Origin of the sequence: Bradyrhizobium sp. I1.14.4, assembly GCF_050435825.1 — a bacterium.
Lineage (GTDB): Bacteria > Pseudomonadota > Alphaproteobacteria > Rhizobiales > Xanthobacteraceae > Bradyrhizobium.
On sequence record NZ_JBNDLA010000008.1, the window covers coordinates 89,031 to 102,759 of the forward strand.

Annotated in this window: 14 protein-coding genes and 1 tRNA gene; 5 read left to right on the plus strand and 10 right to left on the minus strand. The window is 64.0% G+C overall.

Going from position 1 to position 13,729, the window contains the following annotated elements; genetic code table 11:
* Nucleotides 1-108: 108 nt before the first annotated feature.
* From acpS to rpoZ, 4 genes are all read right to left on the minus strand, one after another.
* On the minus strand, nucleotides 109-525 hold the full coding sequence (gene acpS / locus ABIB78_RS18155) for a holo-ACP synthase (RefSeq protein ID WP_076857949.1): 417 nt from the start codon (nucleotides 523-525) through the stop codon (nucleotides 109-111).
* Nucleotides 522-1,289, minus strand: coding sequence for a pyridoxine 5'-phosphate synthase (locus ABIB78_RS18160; RefSeq protein ID WP_429026973.1), 768 nt, complete (start codon nucleotides 1,287-1,289; stop codon nucleotides 522-524). Before ABIB78_RS18160 ends, acpS begins: the two co-directional genes overlap by 4 nt.
* A 93-nt stretch (nucleotides 1,290-1,382) precedes the next feature.
* Nucleotides 1,383-3,674 (minus strand): RelA/SpoT family protein, encoded by a 2,292-nt coding sequence (locus tag ABIB78_RS18165; RefSeq protein WP_429026975.1) that lies wholly within the window; start codon nucleotides 3,672-3,674, stop codon nucleotides 1,383-1,385.
* Nucleotides 3,675-3,880: 206 nt separating this feature from the next.
* Entirely contained in the window at nucleotides 3,881-4,273 is a 393-nt protein-coding gene (rpoZ, locus tag ABIB78_RS18170) for a DNA-directed RNA polymerase subunit omega (protein WP_044542538.1), read from the minus strand.
* Nucleotides 4,274-4,633: 360 nt separating this feature from the next.
* On the opposite strand from rpoZ, the gene ABIB78_RS18175 reads away from it, so the two are divergent.
* Nucleotides 4,634-5,266: an NYN domain-containing protein gene (locus tag ABIB78_RS18175; protein ID WP_016844002.1), complete on the plus strand. Its 633-nt coding sequence runs from the start codon at nucleotides 4,634-4,636 to the stop codon at nucleotides 5,264-5,266.
* The gene (locus ABIB78_RS18180) at nucleotides 5,247-5,906 is read left to right on the plus strand and encodes a uracil-DNA glycosylase (protein ID WP_429026977.1); all 660 of its coding nucleotides are present in this window, start codon (nucleotides 5,247-5,249) and stop codon (nucleotides 5,904-5,906) included. Before ABIB78_RS18175 ends, ABIB78_RS18180 begins: the two co-directional genes overlap by 20 nt.
* 92 nt (nucleotides 5,907-5,998) lie before the next feature.
* Here the strand turns inward: ABIB78_RS18180 and ABIB78_RS18185 are convergent, their stop codons facing one another.
* From ABIB78_RS18185 to dapA, 4 genes are read right to left on the minus strand one after another with little or no spacing between them, the layout of a single operon-like run.
* Nucleotides 5,999-6,580 (minus strand): peroxiredoxin, encoded by a 582-nt coding sequence (locus ABIB78_RS18185; RefSeq protein ID WP_429026979.1) that lies wholly within the window; start codon nucleotides 6,578-6,580, stop codon nucleotides 5,999-6,001.
* A gap of 45 nt (nucleotides 6,581-6,625) precedes the next feature.
* Entirely contained in the window at nucleotides 6,626-7,099 is a 474-nt protein-coding gene (smpB, locus tag ABIB78_RS18190) for an SsrA-binding protein SmpB (RefSeq protein ID WP_429026981.1), read from the minus strand.
* Between the two features lies 1 nt (nucleotide 7,100).
* Nucleotides 7,101-7,517, minus strand: coding sequence for a large conductance mechanosensitive channel protein MscL (gene mscL, locus ABIB78_RS18195; protein ID WP_429027404.1), 417 nt, complete (start codon nucleotides 7,515-7,517; stop codon nucleotides 7,101-7,103).
* A 57-nt stretch (nucleotides 7,518-7,574) separates the two neighbouring features.
* Nucleotides 7,575-8,465, minus strand: coding sequence for a 4-hydroxy-tetrahydrodipicolinate synthase (gene dapA, locus ABIB78_RS18200; RefSeq protein ID WP_429026983.1), 891 nt, complete (start codon nucleotides 8,463-8,465; stop codon nucleotides 7,575-7,577).
* A gap of 326 nt (nucleotides 8,466-8,791) precedes the next feature.
* Here dapA and ABIB78_RS18205 point away from each other — a divergent pair, with 326 nt between their 5' ends.
* Entirely contained in the window at nucleotides 8,792-11,296 is a 2,505-nt protein-coding gene (locus ABIB78_RS18205) for a transglycosylase SLT domain-containing protein (protein ID WP_429026985.1), read from the plus strand.
* A 251-nt stretch (nucleotides 11,297-11,547) separates the two neighbouring features.
* Nucleotides 11,548-11,641, plus strand: a tRNA-Ser gene (locus tag ABIB78_RS18210).
* A gap of 81 nt (nucleotides 11,642-11,722) precedes the next feature.
* Here the strand turns inward: ABIB78_RS18210 and ABIB78_RS18215 are convergent.
* Nucleotides 11,723-11,950, minus strand: a complete 228-nt coding sequence (locus tag ABIB78_RS18215; protein ID WP_429026986.1) for a hypothetical protein — start codon at nucleotides 11,948-11,950, stop codon at nucleotides 11,723-11,725.
* A 176-nt stretch (nucleotides 11,951-12,126) separates the two neighbouring features.
* Nucleotides 12,127-13,029 (minus strand): transcriptional regulator GcvA, encoded by a 903-nt coding sequence (gene gcvA / locus ABIB78_RS18220; protein ID WP_429026987.1) that lies wholly within the window; start codon nucleotides 13,027-13,029, stop codon nucleotides 12,127-12,129.
* Between the two features lie 191 nt (nucleotides 13,030-13,220).
* Here gcvA and ABIB78_RS18225 point away from each other — a divergent pair, with 191 nt between their 5' ends.
* The gene (locus ABIB78_RS18225; RefSeq protein WP_429026990.1) at nucleotides 13,221-13,727 is read left to right on the plus strand and encodes a PaaI family thioesterase; all 507 of its coding nucleotides are present in this window, start codon (nucleotides 13,221-13,223) and stop codon (nucleotides 13,725-13,727) included.
* Nucleotides 13,728-13,729: the final 2 nt, after the last annotated feature.

Genomic DNA, 13,729 nt, shown 5'->3' on the forward strand with positions numbered 1-13,729 from the left:
TGTTCGCAGGGGCGCAATCAATCGCCGCCTCAAAACTTCGCAATTCATTGAAATATCAATGATTTTTTAGTTTGCTGAAGTTTTCCGGCGGATTCCGGCGCCGCCCGCTCATCTGGCCGGGGCAACCGCCGAAATTATGACGAAGGCCTGCGCGAGCGGCCAATCGTCGGTGATCGAAAGGTCGATCTGCGCCTGCATGCCCTCGGGCGTCAGTTCCTGGAGCCGGGCCAGCGCCCCACCGGTCAGCCGCATCGACGGCCGCCCTCCCGGCAGGTTCACAACCCCCATGTCCTTCCACCACACCCCGCGCCGGATACCGGTGCCAAGCGCCTTGGAGCAGGCCTCCTTCGCGGCGAAACGCTTGGCGTAGGTCGCGACCACCATCTTCTCGTTGTTGGCGCGGCGCATCGCCTTGGCGCGCTCGGCGTCGGTGAAGATGCGATCGAGGAATCGCTCGCCGTGCCGCTCGATCACCTTCGCAATCCGGGTGATGTCGATCAGGTCGGAGCCGATGCCGATGATCATGCGCGGCCTTGCGCCTTGGCGCGGCCGCGGTCCATCGCCGCACGCATCTCGCGCACCGTCGCGGCGATGCCGACGAACAGCGCTTCGCCCATCATGAAATAGCCGATGTTCAACTCGCGGATTTCGGGCAGTGCGGAAATCGTCTCCGCGGTCTCATAGTCGAGCCCGTGGCCGGCATGGACCTCGAGCCCCGCCGCTTGCGCGAGCCTTGCACCGTCGACGATGCGCTTCCATTCGGCCCCCGCCTTGTCCTTGTGACCATCGACCACGGCATCGCACCAGCCGCCGGTATGAATCTCGATCACCGGCGCCTTCAGCGTCGCAGCCATCTCGATCTGCCTGGGATCGGCGGCAATGAAGAGCGAGACGCGGATGCCGGCATCGTTGAGCCGTGCGATGAACGGCGCCAGCGCATTGTGCTGGCCAACCACGTCGAGACCGCCTTCGGTGGTGAGTTCCTGGCGCCGTTCCGGCACCAGGCAGACGGCGTGCGGCCTGGTGGCGAGCGAAATTCGCAGCATGTCCTCGGTCGCCGCCATCTCGAAATTCAGTGGCTTGGATATCTCGGCCTTGAGCCGCGCCATGTCCTCGTCGCGGATGTGACGGCGATCCTCGCGCAAATGGGCCGTAATGCCGTCGGCGCCGGCCGCGATCGCCGCAAGCGCCAGCCGCACCGGATCGGGCCGCGCTCCGCCCCGTGCATTGCGCAGGGTCGCGACGTGATCGACATTGATACCGAGACGGAGCGGAGGAGCCTTTGACATTACTCTGACCTGCAATTCTAGCCTGCCATGCGCGGGCATAGCCGTTTGAAGGACGGCGTCGCTTCCGCTCGCCTATGCCCCGCGCATCCAACCTTACCCATTGACGCGCTCGACCCGCGCGACGACGGCCTTGGCGCGCAACTGCGCGATGATAGCGCTGAGATGCTTGAGGTCATAGACCTCAAGATCGATGGTCAGCTCCGTGAAATCCGGCGATTGGCGCGACATGTGGATGTTGTCGATGTTGCCGTCGTGCTCGGCGATCACGGTCGCGATCTGCGCGAGGCTGCCGGGTTCGTTGACATTGTGGACCAGGATGCGCGCGGGGAAGCGCTGCGGCATGGTCTCGTCGATGTCCCAGCGCACGTCGAGCCAACGCTCCGGCTCCTCCTCGAAATCCTTCAGCGCAGGCGACTGGATCGGAAAGATCGTGATTCCCTCGCCCGGCGTGACGATGCCGACGATCCGGTCGCCCGGCACCGCGCCGCCATTCGGCGCGAACTTCACCGGCAACTCGGAATTGATGCCGCGCACCGGGATCACCGAGGTGGCGCGCGCCGGATGCGGCGGGTTCTGGGTCTTCAGCTTGGCGGCGAGGCCCTTCTTGGCGCCGTAGCGCACCAGCCGCTCTTCCTTGTAGTCGGGATACATCGCGCGCGCGACGTCGGAGGCCTTGATCTCGCCGCGCCCGACCGAGGCCATCACGTCCTCGATCGAGGTGCGCGCGAGCCGCGGCAATGCGCCCTTCAGCTTGTCGTCGGCATATTCGATCTTGGCGCGCGCAAACAGGCGGTCGACGATGCGGCGGCCGAGGCCGGCATACTGGTCGCGCACCGCGTTGCGGGTGGCGCGGCGGATCGCGGCCCGCGCCTTGCCGGTGCGGGCGAGCGCTTCCCACGCCGACGGCGGGGCCGACTGCGCCTTCGAGGTCAGCACCTCGACCTCGTCACCGTTCTGCAGCTCGGAGGACAGCGGCGCGAACTTGCCGTTGATCTTGCAGCCCACCGCGCTGTTGCCGACGTCGGTGTGTACAGCATAGGCGAAATCGATCACGTTGGCGTTGCGCGGCAGCGCGATCAGCTTGCCCTTGGGCGTGAAGCAGAACACCTGGTCGTGGAACAGCTCGAGCTTGGTGTGCTCCAGGAATTCTTCCGGATTGGCGCTTTCCGAGAGGATGCCGATGGTGTGGCGCAGCCAGGCGAAGGCGTTGGACTCATGCTTCAGCCGCTCGTGCGGCGAGCCCGCCCCTTCCTTGTAGAAGGCATGCGCGGCGATACCGAACTCGGCGATCTGGTTCATCTCCTCGGTGCGGATCTGCAGCTCGACGCGCTGCTTGCCCGGACCGATCACCGTGGTGTGGATCGACCGGTAGTCGTTCTGCTTCGGGGTCGAGATGTAATCCTTGAAGCGGCCCGGCACGACCGGCCAGGTGGTGTGAACGATGCCGAGTGCACGGTAGCAGGCGCCGACATCATCGAGGATGATGCGGAACCCGTAGATATCGGACAGCTGCTCGAAGCCGACCGACTTGCGCTCCATCTTGGTCCAGATCGAAAACGGCTGCTTGCGGCGGCCAAACACCCGCGCCGTGATGCCGTTCTTCTGCAGGTTCTTGGAAAGCTGGGTTTCGATCTCGCCGATCAGGTTGCGGTTGCGCTCAGCCAGTGAGTCGAGCCGCTGCTTGACCACGGCATAGGCCTCGGGATCGAGCACGAAGAACGACAGGTCCTCCAGTTCCCCGCGCATCTCCTGCATACCCATGCGGCCGGCCAGCGGCGCATAGATATCCAGCGTCTCCTCGGCGATGCGGCGGCGGGAGGCCGGCGGCACGAATTCCAGCGTGCGCATGTTGTGCAGGCGATCGGCGAGCTTGATCAGCAGCACGCGGACGTCGTCGGCGATCGCAAGCAGCAGCTTGCGTAAATTCTCGGCCTGCTTGGCCTCGCGCGACACCAGTTCCAGCCGCTTCAGCTTGGTCAGGCCCTCGACCAGTGCGCCGATCTCGTGGCCGAACACGTTGTCGATCTCGGCCCGCGTCGCCTCGGTGTCCTCGATCGTGTCGTGCAGCAGCGCCGCCACGATCGTGGCATCGTCAAGCTTGAGGTTGGTGAGGATCGCGGCGACCTCGAGCGGATGCGAGAAATAGGGATCGCCGGAGGCACGCGTCTGCGTGCCGTGCGCCTTCATGGCGTAGACGTAGGCCCGATTGAGCAGATCTTCGTTGGTATCGGGGTTATAGGAGCGGACGCGCTCGACGAGGTCATATTGTCGCATCATTCGGGTCCGCGGCCTGGCCGGCCTCCCCGCCGCGGACGACGCCGGCGCCACCGCGACCGTTTCGGTTGCAGCCTGCATCTGGATGGAACTGCGGCGTCGATACGCCATGAACTCGCTGCCTCTCGCGCGGGACCACAATGTCCCACTTTCCTCAATCTAGTGCGCTTTCGAATGAAGCTGCACCCCGCGCAGGCTGTGGAACCATTCAATTTCCCGCGCCCGCATAGGACGCACCGTAACAGCAAAATTGTCAACAAAAGCAAAGGCCCGGAGCAATGTCCGGGCCTTTGGCAAATTGATCCGAAACGAGGAGCTTACTCGTCTTCCTCGGGCTGCTCCTCCGGGGGCGCCAGGCCTTCGAGGCCCTTCAGCAGCTCCTCCTCGGTCATCCGCTCGATCGCGACCTCGGTGTCGTCGGCGTCGACGCTGGCACCGGCGGAACCGATCAGCGGCACGGTGTCGGGCTCGGGCTCGTCGACCTCGACGAATTTCTGCAAGGAGTGCACGAGTTCCTCGCGCAGGTCTTCCGGGGAGATCGTGGAATCGGCGATCTCCCGCAGCGAGACGACCGGGTTCTTGTCGTTATCGCGATCAACCGTGAGTTGCGATCCCGACGAGATCATCCGGGCGCGGTGCGCGGCCAACAGGACGAGGTCGAAACGATTGTCGACCTTATCAATACAATCTTCGACGGTGACGCGAGCCATCTCGAGGCGCTCCGTGGTAATAGGGACCGAATATGTAGGTTATGAGGGTTAGTTATAGGGCTCGCCCCGCTTTCGCAAGGTAAAATTTGTGATTTGCCTTCCGAACAGGCTCTGATAACCCGGTCTGCCGGGGCCAGAAGGGCCGGAGCGTCTGACGACATGGCTAGGTTGCTGTCCCAGACAAGTAAACCTCTTCATTGCAATGTCAAAGGTCTAGGCTTTTTGCCCTCGCCTCACCATAATTGCGGTGGTGACTGTCGTGGGGAAAGATTCACCGAACTTTAGGCAGCTACGCAGGAAATTGCGCGCGGGAGATTGCCGCTGCGCTAAGAACACTAACAACCACGCGAGAACACTTTGATGTCGTCACCTGTTTCCAACAAGATCGCGCTCTTCATCGACGGAGCCAATCTTTACGCAACCGCAAAGACGCTGGGCTTCGACATCGACTACAAGCGCCTTCTCAAGGAATTCCAGAGTCGCGGCACGCTGCTCCGTGCGTTCTACTACACGGCGATCATCGAGGATCAGGAGTATTCGTCGATCCGTCCGCTGATCGACTGGCTCGACTACAACGGCTACACCGTCGTCACCAAAGCCACCAAGGAATTCATCGACGCCAGCGGCCGCCGCAAGGTGAAGGGCAATATGGACATCGAGCTCGCCGTCGATGCCATGGAGCTCGCCGAGCACATCGACCAGATGATTCTGTTTTCCGGCGATGGCGACTTCCGCTCGCTGGTCGAGGCCGTGCAGCGCCGCGGTGTCCGCGTCACCGTCATCTCCACGATTGCCAGCCAGCCGCCGATGATCGCCGACGAGCTGCGCCGCCAGGCCGATGTCTTCACCGACCTCGTCGAGCTGCAATCCAAGCTTGGCCGCGATCCGTCCGAACGTCCGGCCCCGCGTGAACCGCGTCACCACTCCCCGCAATTCCTGCAGCGCGCGACCACCATGGCCCCACGGGGAGCCGATGACGATTTCGACGAGTAATCTCGTCGCCGCAGCTACGCGCCCCGACAGCAATTGTCAGCTCTGTGTCAGGCTGGCAGACTTCCGCGCACAGACGCGCGCGCTCCATCCAGACTGGTTCAACTCGCCGGTGGAATCGTTCGGCGATCCGAATGCGCGGTTGTTGATCGTCGGGCTCGCGCCGGGCATGCAGGGCGCCAACCGCACCGGCCGTCCCTTCACCGGCGATTACGCCGGTGATCTGCTCTACGCGACCTTGCTCGAATATGGTTTCGCTAGCGGCGTCTATCAGGCGCGGCCGGACGATGGCCTGACGCTGGTCGACTGCCGGATCAGCAACGCGGTGCGCTGCGTGCCGCCGCAGAACAAGCCGCTGCCGGCCGAGATCAACACCTGCCGGCAATTCCTGCGCGCCACCATCGCCACGATGCCGAAGCTGCGCGCGATCGTGCTGCTCGGGCGAATCGCGCACGAATCGACTTTGAAGGCACTGGATGTGCGCTTGGCCGCAGCGCCCTTTGTGCACGGCGCCGTGCATAACGCTGGCAGGTTCAAGCTCTACGACAGCTACCACTGCTCGCGCTACAACACGAACACCGGCGTGTTGACGACCAGCATGTTCCGCAAGGTCTTCGCGAGTGTGCGCAAGGACCTCGGCTAGAGCTCTTTCCGTTCCGATCGGGTCGGCATTTTTCTCTACGCGAACCGGTATCCACTTTGGGCGAGCCGCTATCCACTACGCGCGAAAACGCTCTAGCCGTTCCGCGGATTGTCCTTCAGCCACGTCAGTACGTCGCCGGCGTTCCGATCGGGTGGAAACACCGGATAGAACACGTGCGTGATGCGCGCGTCGTCAATGACCAGCGCAAGCCGTTTGATCAGCGTCAGGCCCGCCACCGACATCGTCGGCAACTTCAGCGTGTGCGTCAGTTCCAGCGCTTCATCCGACAGCACCGGGAACGGCAGATGCAGGCGCGACGCCATTTCGGTCTGGTAGTCGTTGCTTTGCGTCGACAGCCCGAACACCTGGGCGGCGCCGGCCGCCTTCAGCTCGGCGAACAGGTCGCGGAACGCGCAGGTCTGTGGCGTGCAGCCGCGCGCGCCCGGGATCATGTCCCAATCATCGACCAGCCCGATCTTGCCCGGCTCTCCGGTTCGCGGATAGGCGAACACCACGGTGCGGCCCTCAAGCGCCGACAGCGCCACCGTGGTGTCGTCGGTGGCGCTCAGCCTGACCGGCGGAATCGTCATGCCGGTCAGATGCGCCGCGCCGCCATCGTCGACCGGCGCCGGGATCTTGCTCCAGTCGACATCGGTCAGGCTGCTCTGGCTCATCGGACCAATCTCCATCCGCCGCCATCGCAATGACGGCGCTCGGCGCTATCCCCGCGCCCGCATCAGGCGGCCTTTTTCGCGGCTCCAGTCGCGCTTCTTCTCCGTCTCGCGCTTGTCGTGCAGCTTCTTGCCCTTGGCGATCGCGAGCAGAAGCTTCGCACGGCCGCGCTCGTTGAAGTACAGCTTCAGCGGAATGAGCGTCATGCCCTCGCGGTCGACCGCACCGAGCAGCTTGTTGATCTGCTTGCGATGCAACAGCAGCTTGCGCGGCCGCTTCGGCTCGTGGTTGAAGCGGTTGGCCTGCAGATATTCCGGGATATTGGCATTGATCAGCCATATCTCGCCGTTCTTGGAATCCGCATAGGATTCCGCGATCGTGCTCTTGCCGCTGCGGATCGATTTCACCTCGGTGCCGGTCAGCGAAATGCCGGCCTCGATCGTATCCTCGATTGCATAGTTGAAGCGGGCCTTTCGGTTTTCGGCGACAACCTTGATCGGACGTTCGTTCTTCTCGGCCACTTTAGCCCTTCTTGAGGAGGTCGCGGATTTCCGTCAGCAGCACGACTTCGTCAGACGGCTTCGGCGGCTCGGCGGGCTTGGCCTCATCCTTGCGCTTGAACTGGCTCATGACGCGAATGACCATGAACAGCACGAAGGCGACGATCAGGAAGTTGAGCGTCAGCGTCAGGAAGTTGCCCCAGGCCAGCACCGCGCCCTGCTTCTTGGCATCGGCAAGGTTGGTCGCCGTCACGGCCTTGGAAAGTCCGGTGAAATAGTTGGAGAAGTCGAGGCCGCCCGTGATCGCGCCGATGAACGGCATGATGATGTCGCCGACCAGCGAAGTAACGATCGCGCCGAAGGCTGCGCCGATGATGACGGCGACGGCGAGGTCGACGACATTGCCCTTCATGGCGAATTCGCGGAATTCCTTCAGCATGCCCATCCCCTTCTCTTCGACATTGCGTACGGCATTGTTCACGGCGGTACCGCTACGTCAGTTGATCAGGCCGGCATGCACCATGGCACTGCGGACAGCCTGGCGGGTGGATTCAGCGACCGGCACCATCGGCAGACGCAGCTTCTCGTCCAGCTTGCCGAGCAGCGACATCGCGTACTTCACCGGTGCCGGGTTGCTCTCGATGAACAAATTGGTGTGCAACGGCATCAGCTTGTCATGGATCTTCAGCGCCGCGGTGACGTCGCCCTTCTGCCAGGCGGTCTGGAACTCCGAGCACAGCCTGGGCGCGACGTTCGAGGTCACCGAGATGCAGCCATGGCCGCCATGCGCCATGTAGCCGATGATGGTCGCGTCCTCGCCGGACAACTGGTTGAAGTCCTCGCCCATCGCTGCGCGCTGCTGCGAGACCCGCACCATGCTCGCGGTCGCGTCCTTGACGCCGGCGATGTTCCTAAGCTCGAACAGCCGCTTCATGGTATCCACGGACATGTCGATCACCGAGCGCGGCGGGATGTTGTAGATGATGATCGGAATGCCGATCGCATCGTTGATCGCCTTGAAGTGCTGGTACATGCCTTCCTGGGTCGGCTTGTTGTAGTACGGCGTCACGACCAGCACCGCGTTGGCCCCGGCCTTCTCCGCGTGCTCGGCGAGTTCGATCGCCTCCTTGGTCGAATTCGAGCCGGCGCCGGCGATCACGGGCACCCGGCCCTTGGCCTCCTCGATGCACCACTCGACCACCCGCTTGTGCTCGTCATGGCTGAGCGTCGGACTCTCGCCTGTCGTGCCGACCGGCACCAGGCCGTGCGTACCCTCGGCGATCTGCCAGTTCACGAGGCCGCGGAACGCCGCCTCATCCACCGAGCCGTTTTTGAAGGGCGTCACCAAGGCAGTGAATGATCCCCGGAATTTTGTCTTGGCTGCCATGGACTTCCTCCAAACGCTTCAGGCTAAAGGCCAGGTCGACGGACCCTTGTTGTTGTCGTGCTTCACGTCCGCGCAACCGGCATCCGGTTGATGCGCAACGCCAAAGACAATTCATATCGGGTCTGGCCGACAGGCGAAAGGGCCGTACCGTACCTATTCCCAACGGTAATCTGCGGCGCGCGAAAACCGCTTGCAGCCGCGATTTTGCCGTTGTGCTGGCGCAAACAGCCGCACCGGCAGGCTTCTTAGTATTTTGTCTACGTTTTCAATCAAATAAGAACGCATGGCCCGAGCGACCAGATGATTCGGCGCCGCAGAGGACTTCTGTGATCCGTTCCGCCCGCGCAGGCACATTGCGATCGACGGCGCTGGCGACGAGCCTGGCGCTTGTTGTCGGCCTTGCCGCCATCACGGCCGGTGCATGGGCCGCCGAGGATGTTCCGGCCGCCAAGCCGGCGGCCCAAGACACAGGCTCCAAGAGCGCTGCTTCCAAGTCCGCGGTTCCGAAGGCAGCGGCTTCAAAGCCAGCAGCAACCAAGCCGAATGGCACCAAGACCGATGCTGCGAAGCCCAACGCAGCGAACACCGAGGCTCACAAGACAACCTCTGCCAAGTCCAGCGCGGCCAAGACAGATGGAGCCAAGACCGCTCCTGCCAAGACCGCTCCTGCAAAAACTGCTCCTGCAAAGACGGACGCTCACAAGGCAGCGGCCGCGAACACCACCGAATCCAAGAGCACCACGTCCAAAACCACCACTTCCAAGACCACGACATCCAAGCCCACTTCTCCGGTTGCAACGGGAAGTCTGCCGAGCAAGCCGGCGCCCGCCCGCGCCGCCGCGCCCGCGCTGGTTCCGGCGACCCGCCAGCATGCCGCACCTGTGGTGCGCAAGCCGGTGCTGCCTGCGGCAGTGGCCGCGACATCGTCGACGTCGCAATCGGACAAGGAGACGCTCACAAGCGTCGTCGAGCTGCTGCGCAAGCGGAAGCCGGCGGACGCCACCGAGGCCGCGGCCTCGATCTCCGATCCGGTCGCGCGCAAGCTTGCCGAATGGTTGATTCTGCGCAGCGAGGACAATGGCGCCTCGGTCGAGCGCTACCGCGCCTTCCTCGACGCCAATCCGAGCTGGCCGTCGCAGACCTTCCTGCGTCGCCGCATCGAGGCTTCGTTGTGGGATGACCATCGCGACGACTCCGCGGTCTGGGCCTGGTTCCAGAATGAATCGCCGGTCTCGGCCAAGGGCCGGCTCGCGCTCGCCAAGGTGTTGATCGGGCGCGGCGACCGCGGCAATGCCGAGCGCCTGGTCCGCGAAGCCTGGCGCAACGATCCGATGAGCGAGGACACCGAAACCACCGCGCTCGATCTGTTCGGCTCGTTCCTGACCGCCGGCGACCACAAGGCGCGCATGGACACCATGCTCTACGGCACCGACAACGAGGCTGCCGGCATGCGCGAGGCCAGGCGCCTCGGCTCCGGCTATGTGGCGCTGGCGAAGGCGCGCATCGCCGCCACCCGCAAGGGTTCGAACCTGCGCGCGCTGCTCGAAGCCGTGCCGAGCGAACTCTCCGGCGACACCGGCTATCTGTTCGCCAAGATCCAGCTGCTCCGCCGCGAGGAGAAATTCGCTGAGGCCGCGCGGCTGATGCTGAGCGCACCGAAGGAAGCCTCCCGCCTCTACAGCGTGGACGAATGGTGGATCGAGCGCCGCCTGCTGGCGCGCAAGATGATCGACACCAACGAGTTTCGCACCGCCTATCTGATCGCGCGCGACGCGGCGCTGCCCGCCCGCGACATCTACAAGACCGAGCAGGAATTCACCTCGGGCTGGATCGCGCTGCGCTTTCTCAACGATCCGGCCCTCGCTGCCCAGCATTTCGCGCGGATCGGCGTCGGCAGCGCCAACCCGACTGCGCTGGCGCGTGCCGGCTATTGGCAAGGCCGCGCCGCGGAGGCCGCCGGACGCGGCCAGGAGGCGCGCGCCGCCTACGCACGCGCGGCCGAGCAATCGACCAGCTATTACGGCCAGCTCGCGCGCGCCAAGCTCGGCCTGCCACAGATCGAGCTGAACAGCGCGCCGCGCGGCCGCGGCGCCGACCGGCTGGAAATCGTGCGCGCGGTGGCTCTGCTGTACGAGATCGACGCGCGCGAGCTCGCGATCCCGATCTTCGGCGACATGGGCGACAACGGCGATCCGGAGGCGCTGGCCGGCCTCGGCGAGCTTACCGCGCGCCACGGCGATGCCCGCGGTATGCTGCTGATGGGCAAGGCCGCGCTCAATCGCGGACTGCCGTTCGACCACTACGCCTATCCGGTCAACGGCATTCCGACGTTCCGCCAGGTCGGGCCGGAGGTAGAGCAGAGCGTCGTCTACGCGATTGCGCGCCAGGAGAGCGCGTTCAATCCGGCGGTGGTGTCGCCGGCCCAGGCCTACGGCCTGATGCAGGTGACGCCGGACGCCGGACGTTACGTCTGCAAGCGCGCCGGCATCGGCTTCGACCTCAACCGGATGAAGACCGACCCGGTCTACAACGCGACGCTCGGCGCGGCCGAGCTCGGCGGCCTGCTCGAGGACTATCGCGGCTCCTACATCCTGACCTTCGCCGCCTACAATGCCGGCCGCGGCAGCGTGCGGAAGTGGATCGAGCGCTATGGCGATCCGCGCGACCCCAAGGTCGACGCGGTCGACTGGGTTGAGCTGATTCCGTTCTCGGAGACGCGGAACTACGTCCAGCGGATCATGGAAAACCTGCAGGTCTACCGCGCTCGATTCGGTGGCGGCACCAGATTGCAGATCGAGGCCGACCTGCGCCGCGGCGCCAGCGTGGAATGAGCAGCGCAGCCGGTTTTTCAACAATGTTGGGACCGGGCGCTTCCGATCTCGGGCAAGAATCAATATAAGTCATTGTTATATCTTATATTTCGACAGCCCCACCTGAGCCAGCTCTTTCAAATCGGTGCGCTATATAATGGCTCGGCGCCCGCTCCCGGGCGGCCCGCGGCCGAGCTGCCACCAAATCACCTTGTCGCAATCTGAATCTGCCGCTTGCGGCTCGGCGCCCTCTCGGGCATATCGGCGCCATTGGAGACGTGGCCGAGTGGCTGAAGGCGGCGGTTTGCTAAACCGTTATAGGCTTGTAAAGGCCTATCGAGGGTTCGAATCCCTCCGTCTCCGCCATCGCACGACGTGACCTTCCCTCCGTCCACCAATCGATCAACCGAGCACGTTGCCGATGCGTGGGCGCGACGCTAACCGGCGTCAGCCGCTGCCGCGGGTGGATGGATCGAGATTTCTGTTCTCGCCCGGCGGGATCGGCGTGAAGCCGGGATATCGGTACCAGCTCGGAGGAGCCATCTGTTCGCTTGGACGAATGATGAGGTGCTGTCGCACGCGCCGGTGATGCGCAGTTGCGGCGTCGGCAGCCGCGCTCCACAGGATCACTAGGGGCAACGTCAAGGCCAAGGAAACATGCAAGGCAACACGCATCGCGATCACTCCGTTTCACCGAACAAGTGATCGCCGACCGCCGCGCTCTATTCTGCCTTGGCCTCTCACATGCGATCAAAATCACGAGATCACCAAATCTGCAACTTGCGACTTGTCGGGCATCACGCGCGGTCTTTCCGCCCAACGTTCGATCGATAGGCCGCCGCGGCGGATAACTAATGCTCGGCAGGCGCTGACTGTGCGACCGGCCCCAGGATCCATTCCCTGAACGCCGCGATCTTCGGAAGCCCCTGCCGGTTGTCGGGGCAGACGAGATAATAGGCGAACTCCTCCATATGCGCGGTCTCAAGCAGCTGGATCAGTTCGCCGTTCTCGATCTCACTTGCGACCATCGCCGCCGGTAGCAGGCCCGCGCCCTGCCCGGTCAGGACAGCCTTCAGAAGCAGGCTGCTGTCGTCGAACGAGGGACCGCGCGGCGTGCGAACCTCCGCAATGCCATTGGCTTGAAACCACAGGCTCCATCCCTTGCGATCGGCGTCGTGCACCTGCGGCCAGCAGGCGAGTTCGCCGGGAGCTCTCGGCCGCCCAAGGCGCGCAACCAGCGACGGCGACGCGACCACCACCATCTCGACGGTGACGACGCGGTCGCTGCGCAGCCCCGGATAACGGCCGAGGCCGTGGCGCACCGCGACGTCGACGCCGCTGCGCGAGAAATCGACTAGCGTGTTGCTGGTGACGATCTGCAGATCGATCTCGGGATACGCGCCCTGAAACGACGCCATGCGCGGCACCAGCCAGGCCGACGCAAAGAACGGCGTGACGCTCACCGTCAGCGTACCGACATCGACTGATGCAGCGACGCGATGCGAAGCATCCGCTATCTGGCGAAACGCATTGCGGATCGACGGCAGATAGTCGCGGCCGGCGTCGGTCAGATAGATGCCGCGCGGCACTCGCTCGAACAGCTTGACGCCGAGGTGGGCTTCCAGCGTCTTGAGCATCTGGCTGACCGCGCCCGGCGTCACACACAGCTCCTCGGCCGCAAGCTTCACCGAGAGATGGCGGGCGGCGGCTTCGAACGCCTTCAGCGCATTCAGGGGTGGCAGCCTGCTCTCCATGATTTAGTTTTTCTAATCTCAATTATGCAGCAAATCTGGTTTGCCAACTTGGCCTTCCGCGCCTTCTATCAGCCTATCTTAATGCTGGAAGCCGCGTCAACGCAGAGCAATCCGAGCCAAGAACGTGAGATTTTCTAATTCTACCTTGCGGCTTCCGACGACGGCTTTCGGTTCCTTGAAGGAGCCAGGACATGACTGAGGTCCCCAACAAACTCGCCCTGCACGAGATCGGTGCAGGCGGACATACCAGCCAACTTGTCGATCGCATCAACGCGTCGCAATCCGGCAGCCTGTCCGGCCTGCTGGACTTTCAATGGGTCGACGCCGAACGCGGTCTCATCCGCGGCCGCTTCGATGTCTCGGCAAAGCACTTCTCGCCGCACGGGCTGCTGCACGGCGCAAGCGTCGTCGCGCTGGCCGACACCGCGTGCGGGTTCGGCTGCCTCGCATCCTTGCCGGACGGCGCAATCGGCTTCGCCACCGGAGAGTTGAAGACGAACTTCGTCGGCGCCGCGCGCGAAGGCGGCGTGAGCTGCGAGGCGCGCCTCGTTCACGCCGGGCGAACGACCCAGGTGTGGGACGCCGAAGTCCGCAGCGAGGCAACGGGCAGGACCGTCGCGCTGTTTCGCTGCACGCAGCTGCTGCTCTATCCGCCGGCCAAGGCCGGCGGTCGCGCGGCACAGGGAGCACGATCGTGAGG